Origin of the sequence: Streptomyces silaceus (genome assembly GCF_001419745.1) — a bacterium.
In the GTDB taxonomy this organism is placed as follows: Bacteria; Actinomycetota; Actinomycetes; order Streptomycetales; family Streptomycetaceae; genus Streptomyces; species Streptomyces silaceus.
Genome location: NZ_LIRJ01000533.1, coordinates 1 through 1,166, shown reverse-complemented (window position 1 = coordinate 1,166; position 1,166 = coordinate 1). Strand labels below are relative to the sequence as shown.

The window sequence follows — 1,166 nt, the reverse complement described above, 5'->3', positions numbered from 1 at the left end:
GCGGGGACCGCCTGTTCGGTCCGCGCTGCCGCGCGGCGCTGCGTTCCGGGGAGCCGGGCGCTCCAGCGCGTGAAGTTCACTGCGGTAGGCCTCGTGGTGTCGCTTCTGGATCGGGAACACAGCATGTCGAGAGCGGACGTCCCTGGTGTCGGCCTGGCGGCCTGCCCATGGTCACACGAACAGTCTGACCGACCGGACTGACATCCGTCAGACGCCGGTCCTGTGCGGGGAGTTCCTGACTCCGGTCAGGAGGACTCCTTCGGGCGCTTGCCACCGGCCGCGAGTTCGAACTCCGCACGGGGGTGTTCCAGCGATCCCAGGGAGACGATCTCGCGTTTGAACAGGCCGGAGAGGGTCCATTCGGCGAGCACACGGGACTTGCGGTTGACGGTCGGCACTCTGCTCAAGTGGTAGACGCGGTGCATGAACCAGGCAGGGTAGCCCTTCAGCTTGCGTCCGTAGACGTGCGCGACACCTTTGTGCAGTCCCAGGGAGGCCACGGAGCCGACGTATTTGTGCCGGTACTCCTGGAGGGGCTTGCCCCTCAGCGATGCGGTGATGTTGTCACCGAGGACCTTGGCCTGGCGGACGGCGTGCTGGGCGTTGGGGGCGCATTCCGTGCCGGGCGCGTCGGCGGTGACGTCGGGGACGGCGGCGGCGTCTCCCGCGCCCCACGCGTGTGGGGCGCCCTCGACGGTCAGCTCCGCGGTGCACTTGAGGCGGCCGCGTTCGTTCAGGGGCAGGCCGGAGGCGGCGAGCACGGGGTGCGGCTTGACGCCGGCGGTCCACACGACGGTGCGGGTGGGGAAGCGCGCGCCGTCGCTGAGGACGGCGACGCGGTCCTCGCACGAGTCAAGACGGGTCTCCAGGCGTACGTCGATATTGCGCCGTCGCAGTTCGCGCACCGTGTACTTGCCCATCTCCTCGCCGACCTCGGGCAGGATCCGGCCCGATGCCTCGACGAGGATCCACTTCATGTCCTCGGCCTTGACGTTGTGGTAGTAGCGGGAGGCATAGCGCGCCATGTCCTCCAGCTCGCCGAGCGCCTCGACGCCCGCGTAGCCGCCGCCCACGAAGACGAAGGTCAGGGCCGCGTCGCGGATCGCGGGGTCGCGGGTCGAGGAGGCGATGTCCATCTGTTCGATGACGTGGTTGCGCAGGCCGAT

General features: G+C 69.0%; 1 protein-coding gene. It reads right to left on the bottom strand.

Going from position 1 to position 1,166, the window contains the following annotated elements; all coding sequences use genetic code 11:
* Window positions 1–245: 245 nt before the first annotated feature.
* The coding region (locus tag AOK22_RS36000; protein WP_055702893.1) for an NAD(P)/FAD-dependent oxidoreductase at window positions 246–1,166 on the bottom strand (921 nt) is incomplete at its 5' end.